Genomic DNA, 26,010 nt, shown 5'->3' with positions numbered 1-26,010 from the left:
TAAAACACCCACTATCCCGACACGCTGATCAAGAAATAGGCTTAGCTGAGGTTGGCGTGGATTTCAGTGCGTCCGGCTCGGTTGACAAGTCAAACCACTTGACCAGCGGTTCACCATCTTGAAGATCAAGCTCCACTTTTAATTTTGCTTGATCGGTCAACTCATCAGGATGCTCTATTGAGCCCGATACCTGCTGAAAATACTGGTAACTAATACTGCGGTGACTTGCTACCGGCCATTGGGCCACTGGCTTATCCGATTCATACAGTGTGATTTTCAAATTACCGCGAACCTGGTGCTTGTGTTTAATCGCTTGCACAAGAGTAACATCAAACGACAGTCGCTGATCGGCAAAACTGTAGGTTAAGTTTTGAATGGCAGGACCGCTTTTGCCATCTTCTGGCGAGATAATACTGCGATAAAAATCCAGTCGAGATCCCAGTACACTGTTTTTTTGCTCTGAATTAGCGTATGCCTTAGTGATCTGCCGATACGCTTCTTCCTGGATTTGTAACTGACGTTGTGCGAACACCAGGTTTTCTTCAGCCGCAGTGGCGCGAGTTTTCACCTCTTGTAAATTTTCGCGCATTTGCTGGATAAGATTCTGGTCTTCCGAATACTGTGCATGCCCTGCCTTAACACCTTGGCGATACGCGAAGTACAGCGCCACAAAAAGCAGAAATAGTGACACGACAGTGACTGTCATCACGACCGAACGTGCCAATTTAGGCCGAATAGTCAGATCGTTCGTTGGTTTACGAATCATCAGTTTCTCTACTTACTCACCGAATCGAACTTCGACTCATTACTTGGTTTTACAAACATAATCGCATAACAACTACGGCATGATCGCAGGGGAACTAAGTCCCTCTGTCTCATCGAGCCCAAACATAATGTTCATATTTTGCACGGCCTGACCGGCAGCCCCTTTAGTTAGGTTATCAATCACCGATAACACCACCAGCTTGTTTGAACCAACCGCTTTATGAATTGCGATGCGACAGACATTCGAGGACTTTACAGAACGTGTCTCTGGGTGCTGGCCAAGGGGCAGTATATCTACGAATGGCTCATTCGAATAATAGTTTGTGAAGCGTTCATGAATTGCCTCCAGCGGCTGGGCCGAGTCCAATAGATCTGCGTAAATCGTGGCGTGAATCCCACGCAACATTGGTAGCAGGTGCGGAATAAACGTCAACCCAACAGCTTGTTGCGTAACGGAGCTGATGTTTTGCCATATCTCCGGGTGATGCCGGTGGCCAGCGGCACCGTACGCCTTAAAGCTATCAGCGACCTCACTAAACAAATTCGCAACCTTCGCACTACGCCCGGCCCCAGTCACGCCGGACTTGGCATCGACCACAAGCGTCGAAGCATCAACTAGGGCAACGTCATCGCCACGCGCACCTTCAAATAAGGGCAGTAGACCCAAGGTTGTTGCCGTTGGGTAACAGCCAGGATTAGCCACCAGCTTCGCCTGAGCAATGACGCTTCGGTTTAGTTCCGGCAGCCCATAAACAGCACCAGCAACCAAATCCGGACAAACATGCGTCATTCCATACCAATGCTCCCAAGTCGGTATATCTTTGATCCGAAAATCCGCCGCCAGATCAATCAATTTGACACCCTGATCTAGTAAGTCTCTCGCATGGGTCATTGCGATCCCGTTCGGCGTTGCGCTGAAAACCACATCACATTGAGCCAAGGCAGTTGCATCGGGAACCGTGAAGTTCAAATCCACAGAACCGCGCAAACTGGGATACAGATCACTCACCGGTGTGCCGGCTTCTGACCGCGAAGTGATAACGCCAAGTGATGCAGCCGAGTGTGTTGCCAGCAAGCGCAGTAACTCAACTCCGGTATACCCAGTACCACCGATCACTCCAACCCGTATTTTTTTTAGAGAACTCACGTAACTATAACAACCCAACGTGTTAATAAATCTGCGTGCTTAAGTGTAGTTGAGTTTCGGTTTCAGTCAACCAGACGATCAGCATTCAAGCACAAATAACCGGCACAAAAAAACGCCAGCACGAAGGCTGGCGTTCTTTGTTTTTGCGTGTTGTTCGCTGATGCGCCCCACACTGCTCGCAAACACTTAACGTTTCGAGAACTGTGGACGACGCCGTGCGCCTTTCAAACCAACTTTCTTACGCTCAACTTCACGCGCATCACGTGTGACGAAACCGGCTGAACGCAACGCTGGACGCAACGCTTCGTCATACGCTAATAGCGCGCGAGTAATGCCATGACGAATTGCGCCGGCCTGACCACTACCACCGCCGCCTTGTACGTTCACGTGAATATCGAATGTGTTTTCCATGTCCAGTAGAACCAGCGGCTGGCGAACAACCATACGGGCTGTTTCACGACCGAAATACTCATCCAAAGGACGCTGATTAACCGTGATTGATCCTGAACCGGATTGGATACGTACTCGAGCCGTTGAAGACTTACGACGTCCAGTACCTAAATAAACTTCTGACGTTGCCATGTAACTCTCCTAGATTTCCAGTACTTTTGGTTCTTGAGCTTGATGCTTGTGCTCAGGGCCAACATAAATATGTAATTTTTTGAACATTGCGCGACCCAACGGGTTTTTAGGCAACATACCGCGAACGGCATTTTCAATAATGCGCTCTGGTGCGTGCTCACGCAGTTTGCGTACATTGACGTCTTTGATACCACCAGGGAAACCAGTGTGACGATAATAAATTTTTGCTTCTTCTTTATTACCCGTCACCGCGATCTTCTCGGCATTGATCACAACAATATGATCACCGGTGTCGACGTGGGGAGTGTATTCAGGCTTGTGTTTGCCTCGCAGACGAAGAGCGATCTCTGTCGCTACACGGCCAAGCACTTTGTCGGCGGCATCAACAACATACCACTCGCGCTTAACCTCTGCTGGCTTTGCGGAAAATGTTTTCATAGTATCTTCTATCACTTATTGTCTTGTTACAGACGTTTACGCTTTGTTACTGCCCGAGTTCTGTAACCAAGGGCCAAATAACGATACTGCAACCCAAATGCTGTCACAGGGACGCGCGATAATAAGGTCTCTTCTCGATAAAGACAAGCGGATGAGCTCTAAAGTACTGAAATTTCGGTAGTACGCTTGCATTGCAACAACACAAGCAAAAAAAAGGCGCGACTTGTGTCGCGCCCAAACCACCAAAGGAGGATGGAGGAGAAGTGCAAACCGGCAAATACTGGGACCGCCGATTTATAAACTGTCTTGGTTGATCTGTTCAGCGCGCTTAGCGCTTATCAACCCTACAACTGAATTATGGTCGCAGAAGCGCCACGAGTCAAAGTTTATTTAAACAACACCAAAGCAATCATGCCATCGCAAGCCTTTGATTATATACAACTATAATTTTACATTATTTAAATAATAACTATTATTCATGGCATTCAGTAAAATCATTACCTATTTTTCTCTCAATCATGCCTTGGTGTCTACCTCGAACTTACTATAATGCGTCATGACCAAACAGTGACAGGCTCGCAGCATGCAACATCGACCACGCGACTTTATCGATCAACTATTCAGCCATCTTGACCAAGGTCTTCGCAACACCTTCACCAAGCCTAAGAGCAGTCGTCCATCTCCGGCCACCAAGCAGGACATTGATCCAATTGCCGACGATGACTACCTTAAGCGGTATAGCGCATCACTTATGCGCGTTAACCACGTTGGTGAAGTGTGCGCACAAGCGTTGTATCAGGGCCAAGCGCTGACCTCACGATCACCCTCAGTCAAAATCAAAATGCACGAAGCCGCAGAGGAGGAGATCGATCATTTAAACTGGTGTTTTGAGCGTATCGAGCAGCTGGACGGACGCACCAGTTATTTAAATCCTTTATGGTATCTTGGCTCACTGACGATTGGGATCGGCGCAGGTATCGCAGGCGACAAATGGAGTCTCGGCTTTCTGGCGGAAACTGAGCACCAGGTGGTGGCGCATCTACAATCTCATTTGAAACGACTGCCAGAAGAAGACGTCGTAAGTCGCGCGATCGTACAGCAAATGGTGATTGACGAAGCCGAGCATGCTGCAATGGCTGAGGATAACGGCGCACAGGCGCTGCCTCCGCTAATTAAGAGCCTGATGCGTGCCAGCGCCAAGGTCATGACCACGATGAGCGAAAAAATTTAATTCGGCAGCGAGTCCTGTGTAACCCTTGGACGCTCAAACTCCACAGCTTGTTTGCGTGCTCGGTGAGCAACATAGAGCGCCGCAGCCAACAATGCAACTGCGCCCGCCTGATGAGCAGCACCAGCCCAAACTGGCACTCGCAGCAACAAGGCAGAGATCCCCAGCGCGACCTGCAACGTCATGGCGCACAACAGCAACCAAGCACGGGTAGAAAAAGTCTGTCGCACCGACGCCCAGAAGCACGCGAGAATTGACGCCACAACCAGAAGCGCCAGACAGCGGTGAATGAACTGCACCGTTACTGGATTTTCGAACAAGTTATGCCAGAAAGGCTGCATTGCAGCCACACCTTGCGGTATCCAGTGGCCATTCATTGTCGGGAAAGTGTTCATGATAAAACCAGCCTTGGTTCCCGCCACAAAACCTCCGCTTAGAATCATAACAAAGACCACCACAACGCCCCAGGCTGTCAATCGCATATAGCCTATAGTCGCGTGACCTGCAGGTCGCTCTCCGCGCAAGAAATCCATAGCGTACCAAAGCATGGTGGCGAAGATAACGACGGCTAGTCCAAGGTGTGCAGTTAAGCGATACTGACTGACATGCGGCACATCAACCAACCCGCTTTTCACCATATACCACCCCAATAAGCCCTGCAATCCGCCCAAGATAAACAGTGCAGCAAGACGTCCGTACCAGCCACGAGGCACCATTCCTCGCACCAAAAAATACAACAACGGCAGCAAGTAAATCAGGCCGATTATACGACCGAGTACGCGGTGCCCGTATTCCCAGTAAAAGATGGACTTGAACTCATCAAGCGACATACCTGCGTTGATTTTCAGGTATTCAGGTGAAAGCCGATACTTCTCAAACACCGCCATCCACTCTGTTTGATTGAGCGGCGGAATGATTCCCATGATTGGTGCCCACTCGACCATCGACAAGCCAGACTGGGTTAAACGCGTGACTCCACCCACAACCACCATTACAAACACAGTTGCGGCACAACACATTAGCCACCAGCCCAGAACCTGGGCGTGACGATACTCAGAATTATGCTTCATTTCGTACATTTGCCAAATTTACGCTAAATATTCTTGCGCGCAGCCCGCATCAACTCGACTCAGGAGTCCGAGCTGCGAAAACGTGGCGTAATTATACTTCCTGGAATACCAAGGTTGCGTTAGTACCGCCGAAACCGAAGCTGTTAGACATAATTGTTTTCACTTTTTGACTGAGGTTTTCCAACAGTATTGGTAGACCAAGCGCAGCGGGGTCAAGTTCACGGATGTTGGCTGAGGCAGCGAGGAACTTCTCCTTCATCATGATTAGAGAGTAAATCGCCTCATGCACACCAGCCGCACCTAAAGCGTGTCCGGACAAAGACTTTGTGGCACTGATGAACGGGATTTTATCTTTAAAGACCGCCTTAATTGCTTCAAGCTCCTTCACATCGCCAACTGGCGTGGAGGTGCCGTGCGTATTCACGTAATCCACCGAACCTTTGACGTTCTCCATTGCTTGTTGCATACAGCGGACAGCACCTTCACCCGATGGCGCGACCATGTCATAGCCGTCTGACGTAGCGCCAAAGCCGACCAATTCAGCATAGATTTTCGCACCACGTGCTTTGGCGTGTTCATAATCCTCTAGCACTAAGATTCCACCGCCGCCAGCAATGACGAAACCGTCTCGATTTGCATCATAGGTGCGCGAGGCTTGCGTTGGAGTGTCGTTATATTTGCTCGACATCGCACCCATTGCATCGAACAAAATAGACATTGTCCAGTGCTCTTCTTCGCCCCCACCGGCAAATACCGTGTGGTGACGACCACTGCGGATGATATCGGCCGCATGCCCAATGCAGTGCGCGCTGGTTGAACACGCAGAACTGATTGAGTAGCTAGCGCCTTGAATCCCGAACATGGTCGACAAACAAGCAGACGTGGTACTGGCCATGGTTTTTGGCACCGCGTACGGCCCAATACGTTTCACACCACGCTCTTTCGCGATTTGAGCCGCCAAAACATTATTGGCCGGCGAACCGCCACCAGAGCCGGTAATCAAACCAACTTTAGGGTCTTTTAATTGATCTAACTCTAAACCAGCATCTTCAATTGCTTGCTGCATCGCGATGTAACTAAACGCCGCCGCATCACCCATGAAACGCAACTTTTTCCGATCAATCAGGGCGGCCTGGTCAATGTGGATACGCCCTGCAATCTGGCTGCGCATTCCCAGCTCGGCGTAGTCCTCACAAAATTGAATCCCAGATTTACCAGTGCGAAGACTTTCAGTTACTGTGGCCACATCGTTGCCTAAGCTCGATACGACGCCCATACCTGTCACTACCACTCTATTCATTGCTGTCACTCTTGTCGAATTGTTGCGTTAACTATGCGTCGGCGCCAAACAGGCCGACCTTCAGGTCCGTCATGGTGTAGATCACCTCGCCGTCGAGGTACACCTTTGCGTCCCCTATTCCCATATTCAGGCGGCGAGAAATCACGCGCTTCATTTCCACTTCGTAGCGTACCAGCTTCGCGTCCGGTTCGACTTGGCCGGTAAATTTGACCTCGCCCACACCCAGCGCTCTACCTTTGCCAGGCATACCAAGCCAAGACAAATAAAACCCGACTAACTGCCACACTGCGTCCAGGCCCAGACAACCTGGCATCACTGGATCGCCTTTAAAATGGCACTCAAAAAACCACAAGTCTGGATTGATATCGAGCTCAGCTACAACCTTGCCTTTACCAAACTCGCCACCGTTATCATTAATTTCAACAATACGGTCAAACATCAACATCGGTGGAAGGGGTAAGCGAGACATATCCTGGCCGGGCAATTCGCCATTGCCGTGCGCGATGATATCCTCGTAACTGTAGCTGTTTTGTTTTTTCATGATTTTTATTAACGGAAAGGTTTCTCTCACCGCAACGGAGACGGGATCGAACGTTTAATTGACGGATGCAAGACTAACCGCAATCGCGAAAAAATCAAGGTTAAATACATACTATACACAACCTTACCATTAGTTCGTGAGCACAAAGTACAAGACGATGGGGAGCGAAACAATGGCAAACAGGTTTCCAATTAACACCATCGACGCAACCGTATCCGGCTCGGTTTGATATTGCTCAGCCAACATAAAGTTTATGACCGCCGGCGGCAATGCGCCAAACAGAATCAAAATAGATTGATGCAAATTACTCATTGGAAAAATCTGAATCAAAAGAAATGCCAGCGCAACACCGACCACTGGACAAAATACCGCCATCACCAAGCCCGCATGCGAATCGCGCCAACTCGCACGCGTCAAACGTACACCGAGAGAAAAGAGCATCAGTGGAATCGCGACTTGGCCCAGCATATTTATCGGCACTAGTAGCACGGCAGGCACGCTCACATTCAAAAGGTTAATTAGACCGCCCACAACCACCGCGACAATCATGGGCGTTTTCAACACTTCTAGGCTCGACAGCTTACCTGAGTAGATGTAGGTGCCGATGGTGAAACAAAAAATATTACCCACCACGACCAACATGACACCGGCGCCCAAGGCGTGCTCACCCAGCGCGAATACGTAAAGCGGCAGACCGAGGTTGGCCCAATTGGAAAACATCGCCGGCGGTACAAAAGCACGCCAGCTAATTCCCACCACCTTCGAAAAAAGGAATGCGATGACGCCCGACCCTAACATTAGCAGTGCACCCGCGAGCATCAACGCAAAATATTGCGCCGGCACGAAGTCATCCTGAATCATGACGTGAAAGATGAGTGCAGGCATAAATATATCCATAACCAGCTGGTTGGTTATGCGCATCTCGGGCCGCATGCGCGCACCGTAAAAGTAGCCAACCGCAGCGAGCAGAAAAAGTGGCGCCACAATTGTCATTACCTGCTGAATCATCGTCTATTCCATACCGGCTTCACCAGTTCGGAAGTTTACCTTGTTGACTCGGTGGCGGCTACGTTCAATGCGACATACCAATTGTTATACATTCGCTTATACTATGCCGCGTAATACGAGGTACCCACGATGACCGATCAGAAAGACACACTCTTCAAAACTGTTGATGCGCTACCCGGCAGTTTCAAGTTTGACGCGCGCGTCGCGGCAGTATTCGAGGACATGATTTCCCGCTCAGTACCAGGCTATCAACAGATACTGCAGTTATTACCGACGCTCACGCGCACGTTCTTTAAACCTGACAGCACCTATTACGATCTAGGGTGTTCTTTAGGCGCTGGCTTGCTAGCCATGCACGCGGGCTTCGGTGAGCGAAGCGCGCAGCTGATTGGCGTCGACAACTCATCGGCGATGCTTACCAAGGCGCAACAAAACCTCTCTCACCTCGATCAGGAGACGCTCAGGCTCAGTTTACAAGATTTGCAGGACACGGAATTTGACCGTGCACAAATGATTTTGATGAATTTCACCTTGCAGTTCATTCCCCTGGCCGACAGACACGCGCTGATGGCGCGCGTCTATGCCAGCCTTCATCCGGGCGGAGTCCTTGTGTTATCAGAAAAATTGAAGTTTTCGGACCCTCATACCGCGGAACTGATGGCAAAAATCCACTACCAATACAAGAAGGACCAAGATTACAGTGAGCTGGAAATCAGTAAAAAACGGGATGCCATCGAAGATGTGTTGGTTCCAGAAACCCTAGAAGACCACATCGCGCGCCTGCACTCTGCGGGGTTCAAGACTGTTACACCCTGGATCCAAAATTTACAATTCATCTCTCTCCTAGCCGTTAAATAACCATGTTTGATTCGTTTTTTGCGCGCACCGAATTTGCACCTTGGACGTCTGAACTTAGGTCAGCCACCGTCCGACGTAGCGACCCTAAGCGACACGGAGACCTGGCAGGCTGGCAGACTATTGTTGAACAGCTGCCGAATATCACACCGTCGGAATGCCATTTGGACCGTGATACGGTCACATTTGGCTTAGCGAGTGATGCCAGTGCTGAGCAATTGCAACTATTACATCGCGGCTTATTCGCACTGAAGCCCTGGCGCAAAGGTCCCTACCAGCTTTTTGATACCTTTATTGATACCGAGTGGCGATCAGACTGGAAGTGGCAGCGAGTCCAACCTCATATTCAACCGCTTAATGATCACCGCATTATCGATGTCGGCTGCGGCAACGGCTACCACTGCTGGCGTATGCTGGGCGACGGTGCCAAATACGTACTCGGCATAGACCCGTCCATGCGCTTTGTAGTGCAGCACTCAGCAATCCAACGATACGCGAATGACCCACGCTTTGATTTACTACCGCTTGGTATCGAAGATATGCCCAACACCATGGCGTGTTTTGATTCGGTATTTTCAATGGGTGTGTTGTACCACCGTCGCAACCCAATCAATCATTTATTCGAACTCAAATCATTGATGACTCCCGACGGCCAACTGATCCTAGAAACCTTGATCGTCGATGACGCTGAGGACGGCGTATTACGCCCACACGACCGCTACGCCATGATGCGTAATGTGTGGAGCGTGATGACACCGGCACATATATTATCGCTGTTAGAGCAGGCAGGTTTTCGGGACGCGGCCTGCGTTGACCAAACCGTCACCACGACCGACGAACAGCGGCGGACTGAGTGGATGCAGTTTCACTCACTGGCTGAGTTTTTGGATCCTGATGACCCAAGCAAGACCATTGAGGGGTACCCGGCGCCGAAACGCGGCCTATTTATCGCTCGCCTACGATAAGAATTCGTCAAAAACCAGAGAGGCAAACCGCCCCTCTGGTGCTGAACAAACCAAGTGCCAGCGTTAACTGGCTTTCTTTGCAGTCGATTTTTTGGCTTTCTCAGTCGCCGCTTTACTGGCTTTCTTCGCGCTCGGCGAGGTGCGGCAAAAAGCGTTGACTTTACGCCCATCCTTACGTTCATAACCATCTACCCAAGTGCAGGCTGAATTACTGCCACACGCTTTGCTTTCCAAACCCTTGCAGGCACTGGCTGCCGAGGCGTGCATACTCATGGTTGCGCCCGCCAGGGTGGCGGTGAGTAGAAACGAACGAATAATCGAGTGTTTAGTTTGCATGATAAAATCTCCTTATCGTAATTAAACGCATCCAATGCGCTGATTCACTGTTGAATCGACTATAACTATAGAGCACTCACCAAGCAGAGGCTTCACCCGCTCGGGTGAATTTTCATTCGGTCATTGTAAAATGCTTACTCAGCTTGAGACCCTGCGCCTGATAGTTCGACGGCACACCATGCCCATAAATCCGGTCTGGTGTTTCCAACATCGACTCATACACCAATCGCCCGACATTTTGGCCGTCTTCAAGCAAAAATGGGACATCAAAGCTGCGTACCTCGAGCACCGCACGTGCCCCTTTACCTCCGGCCGCGGCAGCACCAAACCCAGGATCAAAAAAGCCCGCGTAATGCACTCGAAACTCACCCACTAAGGTATCGTAAGGCACCATTTCCGCTGCGTAATCGAACGGCACATGCACGGCTTCTTTCGAGACCAATATATAAAACTCTCCCGGATCTAGGATCAATTGCCCAGCGGAAGTGTGCAGCGGCTCCCAGAACTCCAAATAGGGATGGACGTTGGGTTTGTCGACATCCACCACGCCGGAATGACGTTTGGCACGAAACCCAACCAAACCGCCTTCGCCTTCACCGGCCAAATCCACGCTGACCGGCACACCGTTTCGCACATCTTGCATCGACAAATTTGCATCCACCAATCGCTCTTTCAACTGCAAGTCATAGTGGCTCTCGTTGTCGATCACTGCTTTACCGGCGCGGATTCGTAGTTGAGACAAGCGCGATCCGGCTCGGACTAATACGCTGAATGTCAACGGGGCAATTTCTGCGTACAGAGGCCCGGTATATCCCGCTGGCACCTGTTCAAACTCAACACCATAATCAGTGATTAATCGAGTAAAGACATCGATACGTCCGGTCGAACTTTTGGGGTTTCCGGCGGCTACCAGCGTGTCTGGCAACGCTAAGCTTTCCTGTAGGGGCACGATATAAACACAGGATTTTTCCAACACCGCACCTTGGCTGATATCAACTTTGTGCATCGCCATATCTTGCAAGCACTGTTTTACGGTGCGGTCTTTACCTGGCAAAAATGAAGAACGTACGCGATACGCAGTGGTCCCAAGCCTAAGGTCGATACTGGCTGGCTGGATCTGATCCGGCTGTGGCGGGTTGTCCAGTCGAATAACCTGTTGATCAATCAACTTCTGTAGATGTTGTGACGCGAGTGCGCCTTGCCCGTTAAACTGCATGTTTGACACTCTAGTTAAAAATAATCGTGCGGTTTTTGTGCACGATTGCTTTGTGCTCAAGCACCTTCAGCATGGCACGAGCAAACACTTTTTGTTCCACATCTCGCCCCATCTTAACCATATCCTGTACTGACGCGCCTGCAACCACCCTTGCCACATCCTGCTCAATAATCGGTCCTTGGTCGAGTTCTGCAGTTACAAAATGCGACGTCGCCCCGATTAGCTTTACGCCTCGATCGTACGCCATCTGATAAGGCTTGGCACCGACAAACGACGGCAGGAAAGAATGATGGATGTTCACGATCGGACAACCAGCTCGATCGATAAAGTCCTCACTCAATACTTTCATATACCGCGCCAGTCCTATGAAGTCGGGTTTATAGCGATGTACTATGTCGAGCTGTTTACGTTCATACGCGGGCACCTCGCCATCAGTCGGAACGTGAAAAAATGGCAGACCATGGCGATCCGCAATACGTCGCATCGACTCATGATTGCCGAGAATGAAACTCACCTCGATGTTTGGAAAATAATTGGCTTCATACTTATTCAGAATCTCAATCAGTGCGTGCGGCTGCCGCGACACAAACAAGCCAATCGATTGCTGTTGATTCATAAACCGCACATCAAAGTTCGCTTGATAGCGTTGAGCCATTGAGGCGAACTCCTTATCAAATGCCGCCTCATCTTCCCAGCGATCATTCAGCGGCCATTCAAGGCGCGAGAAAAAATGCCCGTCATCGGTATACTCCTCATAACGCGATATGTTCAGTCCACGCTCAGCAAAAAAGTTAGCAAGATCGGCGATGATGCCGACCGCGTCGATACAACTAAACAACAGGGCGGCAATTGCCGGATTGTCTGATGAAGGTGAAACCATGTGTGAAAAAAAAGGCAGCGTCCGAGTTACTTACGAAAGTTCGACATAATACACCGGTTTAAGCCGAGAAAAAACGCGCATCATCTAAGATTAAGCCGCCGCGCGCACGGTTTTATACACACAGCCTTAGTGGCTTTAGATGTATTGTGAGCAATCGGACACTACGCTAGTATTACGCGATGCGAACTCGCAATTTATCGGCCACCATTCGCCAACAGCTCGCCCTGGCCTATTTGGTCATCTCGGTACCCGCGTTTGCATTCACTATCTTGTCGTTACGAGCCCTTGACCACCGCATTGAGCAAGCTCAATTGTCGCCTATTGACGGGGATCAATTTGCACTCGCCACAACGCCAAGAAGCGCGTGGCTTATGTCGTTGGGCACATGGATACGCGTTAACAAACTACCGTTGTCCATCTCCCCCAGGCTCGATGAGGCCAATGACAACAACACCAGAGTGGCTTACGCGTTATCCGATGTTCGAACCGCTGTGCTGTATTTACGAACATGCATTCTATTTGTAGGCGCGTTTGTCATCATCCTGCTTAGCCAGCGACTTAGTCGACCGCTGCGTGACCTTAATCGTGCTATCGAGCTCCTGAGTCATGACCGACTCGATCAGCAAGTCCGAATCAGCGGTGCTCGAAATTTTCAGGAAATGGGTGAAGGCTTAGAAAAGCTGAGGGTTCAACTGCTCACCAGTGAAGCGCAAAAAACGCAATTTCTACAACACATATCTCACGAAATCAAAACCCCACTCACATCGATCAAAGAGGGTTCAGCACTTCTGCAGGATGAACTATTGGGGCCTATTAACGACGAACAGCGCTCGGTCACCGACATATTGGTGAAAAGCAGTCAGGAACTGCAGCTGGCAATTGAAAACCTACTCGATTACAACTCGGCGATCTCGGCGGCCAACCCAAGCGATCGAAGTAGTGTATTCCTCGATACGCTGGTGCGAACCGCCTTGGCCCGACACCAAGTTTCAATTACGCAGCGCAATCTAACTATCAATAGCGCGTTGGAGGCCATCAAATCAACCGTTAATAAGTCCCAGATTACCTCAGTCTTTTCAAACTTGATCTCAAATGCCGTGAAGCACTCGCCGGAAGGTGGTCACCTACAACTCAGCTTGAATTTAAATGACGAAGGTAAAGCCGAGTTTACGATCGCTGACCAAGGACACGGAATTTCAAGCCACGAGCGGGCAAGAATCTTCGACGCCTTTTTCGTAGGTAAACAACAAACCCCGAGCACACTCAAAGGTACCGGATTGGGCTTATCACTGGTGAAAAGATACGTCGAAGCTCACGATGGCCGCGTTGAATGCCTGAATCCTCGAAAAGGTGCCGCTTTTCGAGTAGTCTTAAACGCGGACTCGAATTCAAACTCTTCAGGCGAATAGCACAAAAATGCCCCAACGAAGCAGCGCCAAAGCACCGGTCACAACAGCGGCCAAAGTACTTTTGGTCGACGATAATGTTGACCTACTGAAGCTTATTTCGTTGCGACTAAAACCGTTAATGCTGGACATTCGCTCTGCCACTTCGGGTGAGGAAGCATTGAGCATCCTGTCGCTGTGGCGAGCAGACCTCGTGGTGACAGACCTGCAGTTGCCCGGCATAAGTGGAATGCAGTTATTTGAGCAAATCCACAATAAAAACCCATTACTACCGGTCATCATACTAACCGCGCATGGCACGATTCCAGACGCCGTTAAAGCCACCCAGGCCGGCGTCGCCAGCTATCTGACAAAGCCGTTTGACAGCGATACGCTGGTTGCGCAAATCCAGACTCTATTAAAAGCAAGCGGCTTCGCCACGGACGCAAACAATAGCTCAGAGGTGCCCGCCTGGCGCTCTAATATCATTACCAAATCGCCGTTGATGGAGAACCTACTCGGCCTAGTTTCCGACCTGGCCAATGCGGATGACGTCGTCTTGTTTGAGGGCGAGGCCGGTACCGGCAAAGAGGAATTGGCACGTGCGCTGCACGCGAAAAGTCGTCGCGCCAGCGAGCCATTTAGCCGAGTCATTTTTGCTACCAATCCAGAACCTCAGCTGGTCGTCGACGTGTTTGGCAAAATTGGAACCGGGAGTATTGAGCAACCTGAACGAATCGGCGCACTACAACGAGCTGACGGTGGCACATTTCTATTGAGTGACTTTCGTGGCGTTTCTGCCGAATTGCTAAAACGACTCTTAACCGCGTGGCATGAACGGCGTGCCTCACCAGTTGATTCGGATCATGTTTATAAGTTCGACATCCGCGTGATCGCCACCACCAGCCGCATCGGCAAATTTGGTCAAAATGCCGAGTCCTTGTGGCAAATGGGACCAAAGCTCGAGTTCACCACGCTTCAAGTCCCACCACTCAATGAGCGGCGTGAAGACATTCCTCTGCTCATTACCCATGGTCTCGGCCAAGTGAAAGCACGGTCCGACATGCAGTTTTCAAACAAAGCCGTGCAAGTACTTATGAACGCCGAGTGGCCGGGTAATGTCCGTCAATTACTCAATGTGGTTAAGCAATGCGCTGCATTGAGCAAAAATAAGATCATCACCGATACACTTGTCAGCAGTCGAATCGGTAAAGATTCAGGAAAAATTCCGCCACTGTCGACCGCTCAGCGCGAGTTCGAGCGAGAGTATTTGGTTGATGTATTGAAGCGCACACACGGGAATGTAACCCGCGCGGCCAACCTCGCGCAGCGAAATCGCACCGAATTCCATCGCTTACTTAAGAAGCACAAGATCGAAGCCAAGACGTTTAGACAAAACTCATCGTAAAACTCGACTTTGGTTGATTTAGCCATTGCATGATGCTCTATTCCATGCGGTAAAACCAAAGGAATCCCGTGATTTGTTCGCCTTTGCACATTCAGTTCGTTATAATCGCGGCTCGACGAAATCCTTGTGGAAGAGAGGCTGTACGCTGACAGCCCGCCGAAGGCGCAACGTGCTCGTAACCGCTCAGGCAAAAGGACCGCAAGGCTGAAACGTCGTCTCTGGAGAGCGTTGTATCGCGATCAAACAATAGCGACCAACCACCGAAGGGGTAATCTTTCAGGTAACCGGACAGAGGAGCGAAACACGTTGATCTTGCAGGTGCAGGGTCACACTATTCAACACTGTTTCGCATCCGGGTGCCATATGTCAGAAAACGCGTCAAACTCTTCTTCCTCGAACTCCCCAGCGGAGCCTCTTAAGACACCATTGTATGCTCAGCATAAGTCGCTTGGCGCCAAGTTGGTGGACTTTGGCGGTTGGGCTTTGCCAGTTAATTACGGGTCGCAAATTGATGAACACCATGCCGTGCGCACCGCAGTTGGTATGTTTGATGTCTCCCATATGACGGTGTCTGACGTCACTGGGCCCCAATGTTTGGATTTCCTACGCCGACTACTGGCGAACGATATCGATAAAGTTAGTGGCACCGCCGGCAAGGCTTTATACAGTTGCATGCTGAATACGCAAGGTGGTGTGATCGATGATTTAATTGTTTATTACCTCACCGACACGCATTGTCGCATGGTTACAAACGCTGCCACCAATGAAAAAGACATGGCCTGGTTGGCGCAACAAGCCAAACCTTTCGACGTTACGGTAACGGAGCGCCCCGAACTTGCTTTGTTAGCAGTGCAAGGCCCAGACGCATTGAAAACCTGCGCAACGGTACTCGAACCAGAGTTTGCTGCCACCGTGGCCGACCTCGCGCGATTTCAAGGTAAATTTTGTGGTGATGAGTTTGTTGGTCGCACTGGCTACACTGGCGAAGACGGCGTCGAGTTCATCGTGTCGGCGGCCAAAGTAACTCAGCTGTGGGAAGCGTTTCTTGCAGCGGGCGTGCAGCCTTGTGGCCTCGGGGCTCGGGATACACTGCGGTTGGAATCTGGCATGGCTTTATATGGCAACGACCTCGACGAAACTCACACACCATTGGAGTCCGGCCTGAAATGGACCGTAAGCTTGAAAGGCGAGCGCGACTTCATCGGCAGAGGTGCACTTGACTCAGATAGCAGTAAAAATTTGATTGGTTTGATTCTGCAAGACCGCGGAGTTTTACGCAGTCACCAAACTGTCTTTCTAGCGGACGATGCCATTGGCGAAATCACCAGCGGTAGCTTCTCACCGACGCTGCAGCAATCCATCGCATTGGCGCGTGTTAATTGCAAATTGGAGTTTGGTCAGCAAGTTCAAATTCAGATTCGCAACAAGCGGTTGAATGCAACGGTTGCTCGTTACCCATTCGTGAAAGACAACCAGCCGACAAATTAATTTATCGTTCCAGACTTTGAACATTAGACCATGAGTAAGCCCATGACACAGTTTGCACAACGCCATATTGGACTCAGCGAGACGGACATACAAGCCATGCTCGATGAGCTTGGCTATGATTCTCTCGACGCACTGACAAAAACCGTGGTACCTGCCAGCATCGCCGACGATACGCCGCTGTCCCTAAAAGCGCCATTGTCCGAAGAACAAGCCTTAGCCGAACTACGCGAATTGGCCAAACAAAACAAGCTGGTTAAGTCATTGATCGGCCAAGGTTATTACAACACGCATACGCCCAAGGTGATTCAGCGCAATGTGCTAGAAAACCCAGCCTGGTACACCGCGTATACGCCGTATCAACCCGAGATTTCGCAGGGTCGACTGGAAGTATTATTTTACTTCCAAACCATGGTCACCGAGTTGACTGGCATGGATATCGCCAACGCGTCGCTGTTAGACGAGGCGACCGCTGCCGGCGAAGCACTTACGCTCGCGCACCGAGCGTTACGAGGCAAACGCAACCGCTGCTTAGTTTCCAAGCACTGTCACCCGCAGACCCTAGCTCTATTACGCACCCGTGCAACGCCGTTGGGGATTGAACTGGTGTTGATCGATGAGTCACAGCCGCTGTCTGACTGGGAAGATGTATTCGGTGTCATCGTACAATACCCAGACACCTACGGCACAGTTCAACAACTGACCAGTTTGTGTGATACAGCGCATGAGCAAGGGGCATTGGTGATCATGGCAAGCGATCTGTTGGCGCTGACTCTGTTAAAGTCGCCAGGTGAGCTCGGCGCGGACATCGTGGTCGGCAATTCGCAGCGCTTTGGTGTGCCGCTTGGTTTTGGCGGGCCGCATGCAGGCTTCTTCGCCGTACGCGATAAATACAAACGTTCAATGCCGGGTCGACTGGTGGGCCAATCCATTGATGTGCATGGCAACCCGGCGTACCGCTTGGCATTGCAAACCCGTGAACAGCATATACGTCGTGAGAAAGCGACCTCTAACATATGTACCGCACAGGCCTTACTAGCCATCATGGCGACCTTATACGCCTGCTATCATGGACCGACCGCTCTGCGACAGCGCGCGACCTATGTTAACCAGCTTGCGAACACTTTCCGTGATGGCTGTAAAAAGTCCGGCATCACGGTTAATGAGCAGGTGTTTGATACGGTCACCTTGTCTGGCATCGACGCCGAAGCACTGACTAAAAAGATCTTGGCACAAGGCTTTAACGTCAACCCAAGAGACGCAAAAACCGTGTCAGTGGCATTTGATGAAACCTGCGGTTTGGATGATGTCAATGCTGTCTTAACCGCCCTCGGCAGCACTGATGCATCAGCGTTGTCGGCACCGATCGAAGTGAATGCTCAGCGTAGTGAGAATTACATGACACAGGCGGTATTCCACGACTATCACAGCGAAACTGAGATGATGCGCTATCTGCGCCGCTTATCGGATAAAGATATAGCGCTCGACCGCGCGATGATTCCACTCGGCTCTTGTACTATGAAGCTCAATGCGGCGTCCGAGATGACGCCAGTGACATGGCCTGAATTTTCTGAAATTCACCCTTTTGCGCCGCAAGATCAAACGATCGGTTTCCGCACCATGATCGCGCAGTTAGAGGAAATGCTGTGTGCCTGCACAGGATACGATGCTATGTCGCTGCAACCAAATGCCGGCTCACAAGGTGAATACGCGGGCCTGTTGGCGATCAAGGCCTACCATGAGTCTAATGGCGACGTACAGCGCAATATCTGCTTAATCCCCAGTTCCGCACACGGCACTAACCCGGCCAGTGCTCAGATGGCAAATATGCATGTCGTGGTGGTGAAATGCGACGACCGTGGCAATGTTGACCTGATGGACTTAAAGGCGAAAATCGAACAGTATCCAGATGAAATTGCAGCCATCATGATCACCTACCCTTCGACACACGGTGTGTTTGAAGAAGAGGTTACCCAGGTGTGCGAGGCGGTGCACGAAGCTGGTGGCCAAGTGTATATCGATGGTGCTAATTTGAATGCACTGGTTGGCGTGGCCCAACCTGGAAAATTTGGTGGTGACGTTTCGCACCTAAATCTGCACAAAACGTTTTGTATTCCTCACGGTGGCGGTGGTCCAGGTGTTGGGCCGGTCGGCGTTCGAGCACATTTAGCGCCGTTCCTACCTCGTGATCAGCACAACGGCGAACGTACCGGCGCGCTGATCAGCGGCGCTCCATTTGGCAGCGCCAGTATTCTGCCGATTTCATGGATGTACATCCGCATGATGGGCGCAGACGGCCTACGCAAAGCAACGCAGTGCGCCATTCTCAGCGCCAATTACGTTGCTCATAAACTACGCAGCAATTACCCGATTCTCTACACCGGCAATCAGAACCTGGTGGCACACGAGTGCATTATCGATACTCGCCCGATGAAGGATCATGGTGTCAGCGTGGACGACATTGCTAAGCGGTTAATCGATTACGGTTTCCATGCGCCGACGATGAGTTTTCCAGTGCCCGGCACATTAATGATCGAGCCGACCGAGAGCGAGTCACGTGCAGAACTGGATCGGTTTTGCCGCGCCATGCACGGCATTTATGCCGAATACCTAGCCATCAAAAATGGCGATGCAGAACATTCAAATTCAGTACTGAGTAATGCACCACATACCATGAACTTTGTGTTGCAGGATGAGCTAGACCTACCTTATTCACGCCGACAAGCTTGCCACCCGGATGTGGAAGTCGACTACAGCGTTAAATACTGGCCCCCAGTTGGCCGGATCGACAACGTCTACGGGGATAAAAACCTGGTTTGTTCTTGCCCTTCAATGAGTGAATACGAGTAACCGTCAGCACGCTGGCGACTACCAGAACCAACCTCTCTTCATAGTTTCCAACTCGGCTCGGCATTGACCGAGCTGAGTTGCGAAACGCTTAGCACGCGCATCGACACGTTTTGCTGTGTTGATCAACCAAGGCTTTTTGAGGTGTGTGCCGCGCGAATAGCCACCCTGTCCTTCATGGTAATTCAGATACTGGCCATAGGCATCCCACTTGGATACGGCATTGCGCTTATAGCTCACATCCATGTACCAAAGAACAAAATCGACCGCGTCACCAAAATCATCTCGATCCGGTGAACGAGACCCGACAGCGGTTTGGTATTCTCGCCATGTGCTTTTGAGAGCTTGAGCGTAACCGTACGCATCACTGGGTCTGCCGGTGGGGATGACGCCCAAGAAAAACTGCATTTTGGGTTTTGCGCCCGCACGAAAAGCCGACTCTTGGTAGATGATTGACATCGGCACGTGGATGGGACCGCCCCAACGATCGATGCTGTCTTTGATCTCGTGATACCAGCGAGGATTTTCTCGAAAAATCGCGCACACATCATCAATGTTCTGCGGCTTACTCCGATGCGCACATGCGCTGAGTAGCAAACCACACAATACCGCCACTGTCAGACGAGTAGCTTTTATATAAAACATTTTTTTACTTGTGTAATGTGTCTGCGGCTGACCGTCAATGTTGCGTCCCCGGACTTCAAACGCACTTCCACACGACCATCGGTACGCAAAAGCTGAACCAATTCGCCACGATTGACTACGAAGCTTCGGTGGATACGAATCACCTCGTTGCCGAAAAGCGTTTCTAGCTGCTTGAGCGTCTTATCAATCAAGACCGATTGCGTGTTGGTTAACACCGCAAACACATTTTTATCGGTGCTGTAAAAATACGATATTTTTGCCAACGGGACATTCTGAATGGCACCTTCGTAATGCAGTGCGATGGTTGGGCCTATTTCTTGTTGCTGTGTGAGGCTCTGCACTTGCAATTTACTCAAAGACCGAGCTTTGTTCAGCGCGGCACGCAACTGCTCAAGATCGAAAGGCTTCAGCAGATAAGCAACAGCGTTGGTACGAAATGCTTCGACTGCATACTGATCATACGCGGTACAAAACACAATCGCAGGCGCACGATCACAGGTTGCATCGATCTGATTCACCGCCTGCAAACCATTCATCACCGGCATATTGATATCGATAAACAGTAAATCGATAGGTTGCTCCATGACGATATCAACCGCATGTTGACCATTTTCACCTTCAGCTACCACGAGGACGTCCTGCGCCGTCAAAAGGCGCTTGAGCCGAGCACGCGCCAAAGGCTCATCGTCGATTACCGCCGCACGTAACACGTTTACACCATCTGCGCCGCGGCGGTTCTTTTGGGAATCTGCATCATAACTATGTACTTACCACCGGAGGAATTGACCTTAAACAGCTTTTGATCATCGTACAATACTTCAAGTCGTTCTCGAATGTTCGCGATCGCAATCCCGTGTCCGGTCTTGTCGCCGGGAACTTTCGCAATGGCATTCTCTACCTTAAACGAAAGGCAGCGTGCTGTTTCACGGATATCAATCTGCACTTCTACCCGGCCATCCGGTTGCATGCCATGCACAATCGCATTTTCGAGCAGTGGCTGCAAGATCAGCTTGGGCACATCCCACTGTGACGGCACACTTACTGCGAGATGCCATTCAACCGATAAACGTTTTTCCAAACGCCAGGTCTCCAATTCTAAATACCGCTTGGTGAGCGTAATCTCTTGCTGCAAGGTATGACTTTTACGTTGGTTCTCCAGCCCAGCCCGAAACAGCATCGACAATGAGCCAATCGCCTTCTCTGCGTGACCTGGGTTAATTGAGGTCAACTCCGAGATGGTATTTAGGCTGTTAAATAAAAAATGCGGTTGAATCCGTGCTTGCAATGCCAGTATTCGAGACTCCGCTTCAGCTTTGCTGCGTCGATCGAGTACGGTGATTAACATCAATAGGCGCACGATCAATAAACCGATCAACGCCGCCGCGAGCGCGACCCTAAGCCATCGGCGCCACTGAAACGTCCAGAGCGCATCACCGTACAGAATGTAGGTGGCAATAATATCGATGCAAGTGGCGACTAAGCAGATTAACGCCACCACAGAGAGTACGGCTAGCCAAGGTGGCGCACGATTAATACGATGTCTAAAAAAGTACAACAAACCAGCACAGGAAACGCTAAGCCATTGGGCATACAAGGACCATATTCCCAGTGAATCAAACGACATTTCCTTGTCAAACAGCAGCCACACAATCAGCACGACAACCTGAGTGGCAACCACAATCACCAGCAAGGTGCTGTTGCGAAGCAAGTCAGGGACGACAGTGTTGCTCACCGCACCATAACCAAAACGTGACAAGGCGACCGTTGATCACACACCCGTTGCGTAATTCGTCGCAACGGGTGTGTCACTTACACACTACCACTTGCCAGTCTTCTGGCCACGTGTATTTAAAGTCAGGTTACCGTCACCGGCCTGCCCCCCTCCTGCCACTGGTGTCGCGGTCATCACCACACAGGTCTGGATACTCGCATTCGCGCACACTGCAGCGTCAACGGTATACAAGCCCTGGCCAGTCGGCGCGGGGTCTGCACTGAACCCCAGCTCGGTCATATCCAATGTGTAACGACGATTGCGATTGGCAAATCGCTCTTGCTCATAGGCTATCTCAGAAAGCTTATCTTTAGCATCCGCTCGATTGGATCGCACGACGTAGTCTCGATAACTTGGGATCGCGACGGCCGCCAAAATACCAATAATCGCCACGACCACCATGATTTCAACTAGAGTAAAGCCTCGGCTACTTGTGTTTATCATAACGCCATTCCTGTTAAGTAATTAGTTAGATCGCCCACGTTCCCACCAGGCTCGTTTTTCGGCTTTACCGAGTTTTAGGTTAGTGAGGTCAAACTCCTCACCTTCAAATGGCTCGGTACCAATGATAACGATCGGCTTGAGTGACTCTTCACCTGTGTCTGGGTCGGTTTCCAATACGTAAATTACCACAGGTTCCGCGGTTAATCCTGGCTTAACAAGTTCAGTTTTCTCTAATTCACCTGTCAACAGATTGAACTCGTAGGCATTAGACGTGCCAACACCAGCCGAACAGGTGCCCGACTGCGAGCCATTTCCACCTATGTTACTGCGATCTGCAGGAATATAGGATACCGCAATCGCTCGGAAATCACTGATCAGAGTTGGCGTAATCAACTTTTCAGCGGTTTCAGTCACATTGGCGTAAAAACCATATTCGTGGGCACCGGTTAGGTCAAGAGGCGTAGTGGCATTCACCTCACCGAGATCGGACTGAGCCACATCCATATCAATCACGGAAGGTTGTCCTACGGCATTCGTCGCGTACAAGTAAACTGGGTCTTGATTGGTATCGCCGTCCAAACTTGCGTCTAAATCTTCGTCATACAATGGTTCAAAAATATTTTGATCATGAATAACGTAGAGACGGTTACCAAAAGATTCAGCTTCCAGTGGTTTGGCTCGGTAGCCTGAGCCTGTGACCAATGCGTAGCGAGCAGGTGCGCCACTTGCATCTCGGGGCAGCAAGGCCACATCAACGGGATTAAAGAAGCGTCGATCAGCTGAAGCTTCAGATAAGTCTGCAATCATGCCACCAGCAACATTGCTCGCATTATTGGTTGATGAAATAGAGTTATCACCAGTTGGGCTGGCTTTAAAATCAATACGAAAAACCTGGCCAGCAATGTCAGTGAAAAACAGAATGTCTGTGGCGCCATCTTTGGTCACATCCAATGCGGTTGGTTTGCTTGGGATACTGTGCGTCATTTCCGGAATCACCAAGTCTCGATTTGAGTCTTCGACCGTACTACTCGCCATCCACAATAGAGCACCGTTGGCTGCGTCCACGATGTAAATAGCATTACCGAGAACACTGCCGCTTCTCGACGCTGCGGTCACGCTCGGATCATCATACGCTTCGTCATAGCCACCAGAGAAGATAATGACATCTTTCAGACCACAATTAGTGCCTTGACAATAATTGATTTTTGCCACTACGGGTTCTGACCAGGTTTGACCCAGTCGATCAAAATCACCGGAGCCACCTTCGATTGTCCACAACTTGGAAACCGGTGTGCCAGCCGATACGGCATTGGTTACGTCAACAGCAAACAATTTGTTTCCGCCACGACGCTGGCCAAAAAACAAGTGCGCTTTGGTTACCGCGTTGGAAGATGGGTTCCGTTGTACAGAAAAACTCATCTCCGCATCCAGACCATATACCTTTTCGCTAGTGCGGTTGAAATAGTCTCCAAAGTTACTGAATAGATCAGGGTCCGGCACATAAGCCCACGCCTCAGTACCACCGGGCACACCATTTCGGTCAGCCCCAGTTACTGCGTGTAACATACCTTGATTTGATGTGAAAAAGATAAGGTCTCTTGGGTCTGCATCAGATGTACCGTAACTTAAAACGTACGGTTGACCGTGGACATTGTCACCAACGAAGTAGTTAGGCTGATTAACCCCACCACCATTCTCATCATTCACATCCGCGCCGATAGTCCATGCAGCAACTTTCTTGGCATTATCTTCTAATTGAGCCGCGGTGACTCCTGTTTGACCAATATCAATGCCGGCATCATCAACCACCTTTTCGATAAACTCGTCAACAGAATCTGCCAGCGAACTATCTGAGATTAAGGTGACCGCATTGCTTCCAGCATCTAGGTTGGCATACAACGCACGATTATTTGTCCGCTCTGCCGACATGCCACCATCGATAACACTGGCGCCATCAGCTTCGGCTGACCAAAAGCTCTTCGCTTCGTCTTTGAAGAATCCGGTAGTTTCCGAAATAGCATCGTTGTTGTTTGCGTCGACAATTTTTGCGTCGGCAGTCACTCGATACTTCTTCAGATTGCCATTCCAACGCGCGTTTTCACTGGGTTTAAAGACGACGTAATAGACATCCTCGCGATTCTGCAAACGATTGAACGCATTGACCGTAACCGCAGGGGCGACAAATGTATCCGCATCTACCTCCTGAATTTGCCCAACGATCGTTCTGAAAGCATTTTCAAGCTCGAGAATATCGTCAGCTTGAAAATAACCAGAACCTGGCTCCGCACCTGGAGGTCGGCCAGCATCGGCAGCATCCGACAAAGTTGTCGTATCGATCGCGAACCCGATAGTGTAAGTGTAGACTGGGTTATCACCCCGTACACTATTGCTTAAATCGTTTGACGCCATCCAACCCGATAACTCATCCAAACAAGTATTCCCAGAACAAGACCTTCCGATCAAGCTAGCAATATCATTGTTTGCATTAGTATCTGAAGTTGGCTCACCATCCGAGAGCAACACGATGTTGTTATCTTGGCATTCATTTACAATCGGACTCTTGTAACGAGTCGGTCCGCCCGAAAAAATAAGCCCATCGTTATCGTCCCTAGATGGCTCACCGTACAGACGATTTGCCCCAGAAAAGTAACGCGCAGCTTCTGACATTGTCTCCGCCAAAGGCGTGTTGCCATCGGGGGTCATCGCGTTCACGGTATTCTTCATAGTATTCCGCACACCGGGCGAATTGATACTTTTAACCGCAAGTCGCAAGGTTCCACCGTGGTTACCGTTAACATTTCGATTGAAATCCATCAATCCAACATTTACATCATTAAAACTATCTAATGCATTGTTGAGTGCAGTCTGCATTACCTGCATGCGTGAGTTGCACTCGTAGTATTGTCCATCGTCACCTAACAACACGTCATTAAACGAAGTACAATTACTTGGATCCGGTTCCACCGCATTTTGTCCTTGCGATCTACGCGCCTGCAGAAAGTCATGAAAATTAGCCGACACCAAGTTGTAACGAGTGCTAAAGGGGTCCCGCTCAGCCGAGTCTAAGTAACGTGGAACGCTCGAAGCGCAACGGTTATTATCGCAGTTTGAGGGAAAAGACGTAGTCGAAGGAACGGTTGAATGGACGCCGCGATCAGCCGCACAATCTATGATGTTATTCGAATCATTGCCTCTCGAACTCACCCTTCTATTCCAACGATAATCTCCGCTTCCTCGCTGATGCCACTGCGCAACTTGGTCATAGTACCTAGGGTTATCTGGGTTGTTAGCAACCCAATCACGCTGAGCTTGGCACTGGTTTTGAGCATCCGTGACAAACTCGCCTGAATAATTCATATTCGAGTCATATATGTACACATTGCCGGCAGGCGAATTACCATAGCTCTCGGAGCTGTTGTAGCTCGATGAAGATCCGACTACGCGTTGGAGCGCATACAGCCCCATACTCCCCGAGTTATCGAGAATAAACAGGATGTTCGGATTTAATTCTTCAGGGCTATTCCCGATCGCGGAACCTGCATCAAAGATATTAGAATAAATTTCGATATCATCCGCGTTCGCTGCAGAACAAAAAGTGAGAAAGAAGCCAATGCAAGCCACTAAGACTGATTGCGACGGCGATTGTTGTTTTGAAAACATAGTGTTACTCCGATGAGGAATAGAAAGCGTGTCG

General features: G+C 50.1%; 23 protein-coding genes and 1 riboswitch. Of the genes, 7 read left to right on the top strand and 16 right to left on the bottom strand.

Translation table 11 applies throughout. The features are described from left to right. Positions 1-28 precede the first annotated feature (28 nt). From IE055_RS08390 to rplM, 4 genes are all read right to left on the bottom strand, one after another. Positions 29-766, bottom strand: coding sequence for a DUF6776 family protein (locus IE055_RS08390; RefSeq protein ID WP_189399748.1), 738 nt, complete (start codon positions 764-766; stop codon positions 29-31). Positions 767-838: 72 nt separating this feature from the next. Beyond that, positions 839-1,912, bottom strand: coding sequence for an N-acetyl-gamma-glutamyl-phosphate reductase (argC, locus tag IE055_RS08385; RefSeq protein WP_189399746.1), 1,074 nt, complete (start codon positions 1,910-1,912; stop codon positions 839-841). A 186-nt stretch (positions 1,913-2,098) separates the two neighbouring features. Next, positions 2,099-2,494 (bottom strand): 30S ribosomal protein S9, encoded by a 396-nt coding sequence (gene rpsI, locus IE055_RS08380; RefSeq protein ID WP_189399744.1) that lies wholly within the window; start codon positions 2,492-2,494, stop codon positions 2,099-2,101. A gap of 9 nt (positions 2,495-2,503) precedes the next feature. Continuing rightward, on the bottom strand, positions 2,504-2,932 hold the full coding sequence (gene rplM / locus IE055_RS08375; protein WP_189399742.1) for a 50S ribosomal protein L13: 429 nt from the start codon (positions 2,930-2,932) through the stop codon (positions 2,504-2,506). Positions 2,933-3,515: 583 nt separating this feature from the next. Between rplM and coq7 the strand changes: the two genes are divergently transcribed. Next, positions 3,516-4,163 carry a 2-polyprenyl-3-methyl-6-methoxy-1,4-benzoquinone monooxygenase gene (coq7, locus tag IE055_RS08370; RefSeq protein WP_189399740.1) on the top strand — a complete coding sequence of 216 codons (648 nt, stop codon included), beginning with the start codon at positions 3,516-3,518 and terminating at the stop codon, positions 4,161-4,163. On the opposite strand, the gene IE055_RS08365 is transcribed toward coq7, so the two are convergent. The 4 genes from IE055_RS08365 to IE055_RS08350 all read right to left on the bottom strand — a co-directional run bounded on the left by IE055_RS08365 (position 4,160) and on the right by IE055_RS08350 (position 8,079). Further along, positions 4,160-5,230, bottom strand: coding sequence for a COX15/CtaA family protein (locus tag IE055_RS08365; RefSeq protein ID WP_189399738.1), 1,071 nt, complete (start codon positions 5,228-5,230; stop codon positions 4,160-4,162). The genes coq7 and IE055_RS08365 overlap by 4 nt on opposite strands. A gap of 91 nt (positions 5,231-5,321) precedes the next feature. Next, positions 5,322-6,530 carry a beta-ketoacyl-ACP synthase I gene (gene fabB / locus IE055_RS08360; protein WP_189399736.1) on the bottom strand — a complete coding sequence of 403 codons (1,209 nt, stop codon included), beginning with the start codon at positions 6,528-6,530 and terminating at the stop codon, positions 5,322-5,324. Between the two features lie 31 nt (positions 6,531-6,561). Beyond that, positions 6,562-7,071, bottom strand: a complete 510-nt coding sequence (fabA, locus tag IE055_RS08355) for a bifunctional 3-hydroxydecanoyl-ACP dehydratase/trans-2-decenoyl-ACP isomerase (protein WP_189399735.1) — start codon at positions 7,069-7,071, stop codon at positions 6,562-6,564. Positions 7,072-7,200: 129 nt separating this feature from the next. Next, positions 7,201-8,079, bottom strand: a complete 879-nt coding sequence (locus IE055_RS08350; RefSeq protein ID WP_189399734.1) for an AEC family transporter — start codon at positions 8,077-8,079, stop codon at positions 7,201-7,203. A 129-nt stretch (positions 8,080-8,208) separates the two neighbouring features. On the opposite strand from IE055_RS08350, the gene cmoA reads away from it, so the two are divergent. Then, positions 8,209-8,937 carry a carboxy-S-adenosyl-L-methionine synthase CmoA gene (gene cmoA / locus IE055_RS08345; protein WP_189399731.1) on the top strand — a complete coding sequence of 243 codons (729 nt, stop codon included), beginning with the start codon at positions 8,209-8,211 and terminating at the stop codon, positions 8,935-8,937. Continuing rightward, positions 8,934-9,899, top strand: a complete 966-nt coding sequence (gene cmoB, locus IE055_RS08340; RefSeq protein ID WP_373299192.1) for a tRNA 5-methoxyuridine(34)/uridine 5-oxyacetic acid(34) synthase CmoB — start codon at positions 8,934-8,936, stop codon at positions 9,897-9,899. The genes cmoA and cmoB overlap by 4 nt, the downstream gene beginning before the upstream one ends. Positions 9,900-9,962: 63 nt before the next feature. On the opposite strand, the gene IE055_RS08335 is transcribed toward cmoB, so the two are convergent. The 3 genes from IE055_RS08335 to purU form a co-directional block, all read right to left on the bottom strand. Further along, positions 9,963-10,235 carry a hypothetical protein gene (locus IE055_RS08335; RefSeq protein ID WP_189399727.1) on the bottom strand — a complete coding sequence of 91 codons (273 nt, stop codon included), beginning with the start codon at positions 10,233-10,235 and terminating at the stop codon, positions 9,963-9,965. A 112-nt stretch (positions 10,236-10,347) separates the two neighbouring features. Continuing rightward, a complete protein-coding gene (locus tag IE055_RS08330; protein WP_189399725.1) occupies positions 10,348-11,451 on the bottom strand; it encodes a 2'-deoxycytidine 5'-triphosphate deaminase in 1,104 nt (367 codons plus the stop codon). 10 nt (positions 11,452-11,461) lie between these two features. Then, positions 11,462-12,331 carry a formyltetrahydrofolate deformylase gene (gene purU, locus IE055_RS08325; protein WP_189399723.1) on the bottom strand — a complete coding sequence of 290 codons (870 nt, stop codon included), beginning with the start codon at positions 12,329-12,331 and terminating at the stop codon, positions 11,462-11,464. Between the two features lie 179 nt (positions 12,332-12,510). On the opposite strand from purU, the gene IE055_RS08320 reads away from it, so the two are divergent. The 4 genes from IE055_RS08320 (at position 12,511) to gcvP (ending at position 19,459) form a co-directional block, all read left to right on the top strand. Next, positions 12,511-13,740: a sensor histidine kinase gene (locus tag IE055_RS08320; protein WP_189399721.1), complete on the top strand. Its 1,230-nt coding sequence runs from the start codon at positions 12,511-12,513 to the stop codon at positions 13,738-13,740. A 7-nt stretch (positions 13,741-13,747) separates the two neighbouring features. Continuing rightward, complete coding sequence (locus IE055_RS08315) at positions 13,748-15,124, top strand: response regulator (RefSeq protein ID WP_189399719.1); 1,377 nt, start codon at positions 13,748-13,750, stop codon at positions 15,122-15,124. A gap of 117 nt (positions 15,125-15,241) precedes the next feature. Further along, positions 15,242-15,333, top strand: a riboswitch (glycine riboswitch). Positions 15,334-15,487: 154 nt separating this feature from the next. Continuing rightward, positions 15,488-16,612, top strand: coding sequence for a glycine cleavage system aminomethyltransferase GcvT (gene gcvT / locus IE055_RS08310; RefSeq protein WP_189399717.1), 1,125 nt, complete (start codon positions 15,488-15,490; stop codon positions 16,610-16,612). Between the two features lie 42 nt (positions 16,613-16,654). After that, the gene (gcvP, locus tag IE055_RS08305) at positions 16,655-19,459 is read left to right on the top strand and encodes an aminomethyl-transferring glycine dehydrogenase (RefSeq protein ID WP_229794203.1); all 2,805 of its coding nucleotides are present in this window, start codon (positions 16,655-16,657) and stop codon (positions 19,457-19,459) included. An 18-nt stretch (positions 19,460-19,477) separates the two neighbouring features. On the opposite strand, the gene IE055_RS08300 is transcribed toward gcvP, so the two are convergent. The 5 genes from IE055_RS08300 to IE055_RS08280 form a co-directional block, all read right to left on the bottom strand. Then, positions 19,478-20,101, bottom strand: a complete 624-nt coding sequence (locus IE055_RS08300; RefSeq protein ID WP_189399713.1) for a transglycosylase SLT domain-containing protein — start codon at positions 20,099-20,101, stop codon at positions 19,478-19,480. Continuing rightward, positions 20,089-20,811 carry a LytR/AlgR family response regulator transcription factor gene (locus IE055_RS08295; protein WP_189399711.1) on the bottom strand — a complete coding sequence of 241 codons (723 nt, stop codon included), beginning with the start codon at positions 20,809-20,811 and terminating at the stop codon, positions 20,089-20,091. Before IE055_RS08295 ends, IE055_RS08300 begins: the two co-directional genes overlap by 13 nt. A 2-nt stretch (positions 20,812-20,813) precedes the next feature. Further along, on the bottom strand, positions 20,814-21,833 hold the full coding sequence (locus IE055_RS08290; protein WP_189399709.1) for a sensor histidine kinase: 1,020 nt from the start codon (positions 21,831-21,833) through the stop codon (positions 20,814-20,816). Positions 21,834-21,917: 84 nt separating this feature from the next. After that, a complete protein-coding gene (locus IE055_RS08285; protein ID WP_189399708.1) occupies positions 21,918-22,316 on the bottom strand; it encodes a type IV pilin protein in 399 nt (132 codons plus the stop codon). A gap of 21 nt (positions 22,317-22,337) precedes the next feature. Continuing rightward, positions 22,338-25,976 (bottom strand): pilus assembly protein, encoded by a 3,639-nt coding sequence (locus IE055_RS08280; protein ID WP_189399706.1) that lies wholly within the window; start codon positions 25,974-25,976, stop codon positions 22,338-22,340. Positions 25,977-26,010 lie beyond the last annotated feature (34 nt).

Source organism: Arenicella chitinivorans, from assembly GCF_014651515.1.
Taxonomy (GTDB): Bacteria; Pseudomonadota; Gammaproteobacteria; order Arenicellales; family Arenicellaceae; genus Arenicella; species Arenicella chitinivorans.
This window is presented reverse-complemented; position numbering and strand designations above follow the sequence as displayed.

What these genes read in the sequence shown, in the direction of transcription:
- IE055_RS08390 (WP_189399748.1), bottom strand. Translation starts at nt 766, where the DNA reads ATGATTCGTAAACCAACGAACGATCTGACTATTCGGCCTAAATTGGCA.
- rpsI (WP_189399744.1), bottom strand. Translation starts at nt 2,494, where the DNA reads ATGGCAACGTCAGAAGTTTATTTAGGTACTGGACGTCGTAAGTCTTCA.
- rplM (WP_189399742.1), bottom strand. Translation starts at nt 2,932, where the DNA reads ATGAAAACATTTTCCGCAAAGCCAGCAGAGGTTAAGCGCGAGTGGTAT.
- coq7 (WP_189399740.1), top strand. Translation starts at nt 3,516, where the DNA reads ATGCAACATCGACCACGCGACTTTATCGATCAACTATTCAGCCATCTT.
- IE055_RS08365 (WP_189399738.1), bottom strand. Translation starts at nt 5,230, where the DNA reads ATGAAGCATAATTCTGAGTATCGTCACGCCCAGGTTCTGGGCTGGTGG.
- fabB (WP_189399736.1), bottom strand. Translation starts at nt 6,530, where the DNA reads ATGAATAGAGTGGTAGTGACAGGTATGGGCGTCGTATCGAGCTTAGGC.
- fabA (WP_189399735.1), bottom strand. Translation starts at nt 7,071, where the DNA reads ATGAAAAAACAAAACAGCTACAGTTACGAGGATATCATCGCGCACGGC.
- IE055_RS08350 (WP_189399734.1), bottom strand. Translation starts at nt 8,079, where the DNA reads ATGATTCAGCAGGTAATGACAATTGTGGCGCCACTTTTTCTGCTCGCT.
- cmoA (WP_189399731.1), top strand. Translation starts at nt 8,209, where the DNA reads ATGACCGATCAGAAAGACACACTCTTCAAAACTGTTGATGCGCTACCC.
- IE055_RS08335 (WP_189399727.1), bottom strand. Translation starts at nt 10,235, where the DNA reads ATGCAAACTAAACACTCGATTATTCGTTCGTTTCTACTCACCGCCACC.
- IE055_RS08330 (WP_189399725.1), bottom strand. Translation starts at nt 11,451, where the DNA reads ATGCAGTTTAACGGGCAAGGCGCACTCGCGTCACAACATCTACAGAAG.
- purU (WP_189399723.1), bottom strand. Translation starts at nt 12,331, where the DNA reads ATGGTTTCACCTTCATCAGACAATCCGGCAATTGCCGCCCTGTTGTTT.
- IE055_RS08320 (WP_189399721.1), top strand. Translation starts at nt 12,511, where the DNA reads ATGCGAACTCGCAATTTATCGGCCACCATTCGCCAACAGCTCGCCCTG.
- IE055_RS08315 (WP_189399719.1), top strand. Translation starts at nt 13,748, where the DNA reads ATGCCCCAACGAAGCAGCGCCAAAGCACCGGTCACAACAGCGGCCAAA.
- gcvT (WP_189399717.1), top strand. Translation starts at nt 15,488, where the DNA reads ATGTCAGAAAACGCGTCAAACTCTTCTTCCTCGAACTCCCCAGCGGAG.
- gcvP (WP_229794203.1), top strand. Translation starts at nt 16,655, where the DNA reads ATGACACAGTTTGCACAACGCCATATTGGACTCAGCGAGACGGACATA.
- IE055_RS08300 (WP_189399713.1), bottom strand. Translation starts at nt 20,101, where the DNA reads ATGTTTTATATAAAAGCTACTCGTCTGACAGTGGCGGTATTGTGTGGT.
- IE055_RS08285 (WP_189399708.1), bottom strand. Translation starts at nt 22,316, where the DNA reads ATGATAAACACAAGTAGCCGAGGCTTTACTCTAGTTGAAATCATGGTG.
- IE055_RS08280 (WP_189399706.1), bottom strand. Translation starts at nt 25,976, where the DNA reads ATGTTTTCAAAACAACAATCGCCGTCGCAATCAGTCTTAGTGGCTTGC.